Below are 816 nucleotides of genomic sequence, written 5' to 3'. Positions count from 1 at the left end.
ACCGCCGTCGCCCCAGGGCGGTGGCCGAGCGGCTCACCGCCGCGGGGACGACGGCGTGGGTCGCGCCCCGTCGTCGCGCTCGGGTCGAGCGGCGAGCACCAGCACTTCCCCGGGACCATCTCGATCGGCACCGACGTCCTGCGCCAGGTCGTCGTCGAGCTCGTCCGCTCGGCCCGCACCTGGGCCCCACGGGTGCTGCTCGTCAACGGGCACGGCGGCAACAGCCAGGCGCTGACCGCCGCCGTGGGGCAGCTCGTCGACGAGGGCCACGACGTCGACTGGGCCGCGTGCGCCACCGAGAGCGTGGACCTGCACGCCGGGCGGACCGAGACCTCGCTTCTACTCCACCTGCGCCCCGAGTCCGTCCGTCTCGACCGCGCCGAGCCCGGCGACTGCCGGCCCCTCGCCGAGATCCTGCCCGCGATGATGTCCGGTGGGGTCATCGCCGTCTCGCCCAACGGCGTGCTCGGCGACCCGACCGGAGCGAGCGCCGCCGAGGGTAATTCGGTCCTCACCGCGATGGTCGACGACGTCGTCGAGCAGGCCCTGGAGCCCACGGTGGAACCGTCGTCATGAACCGGGTCGCGCTCGTCACCGGGGCCGCCCGCGGCATGGGGGCGGCGACCGCCCTTCGTCTCGCGGAGGAGGGCTACGACGTCCTCGCGCTCGACGCGTGCGCCGGCCCCACCGCCCACCCCTACCCCGATGCCGACGGTCGACGACCTCGAGTCGGTCGCCGCCGACCCGCGAGCCGGCGGCCGGGTCGTCACCCGGGTCGCCGACGTGCGCGACCCCGCGGCCGTGGCCGACGCGGTC

At 76.0% G+C, this 816-nt stretch carries 2 protein-coding genes; both read left to right on the top strand.

Features of this window, described 5'->3' with window-relative positions:
- Positions 1-576 (top strand): mycofactocin biosynthesis peptidyl-dipeptidase MftE (gene mftE / locus AC2W7J_RS18525; RefSeq protein WP_485984264.1); only part of this gene is annotated, 576 nt, incomplete at its 5' end.
- Positions 573-816, top strand: a 244-nt coding sequence (locus AC2W7J_RS18520) for an SDR family NAD(P)-dependent oxidoreductase (protein WP_485984262.1), incomplete at its 3' end; no start/stop codon positions are given. The genes mftE and AC2W7J_RS18520, both read left to right, overlap by 4 nt.

The sequence above is a fragment of the Janibacter sp. CFPM2_SD2 genome (assembly GCF_057364645.1).
The sequence above is the reverse complement of the archived record's forward strand: the minus strand, read 5'-3'. Positions and strand labels throughout refer to the sequence as shown.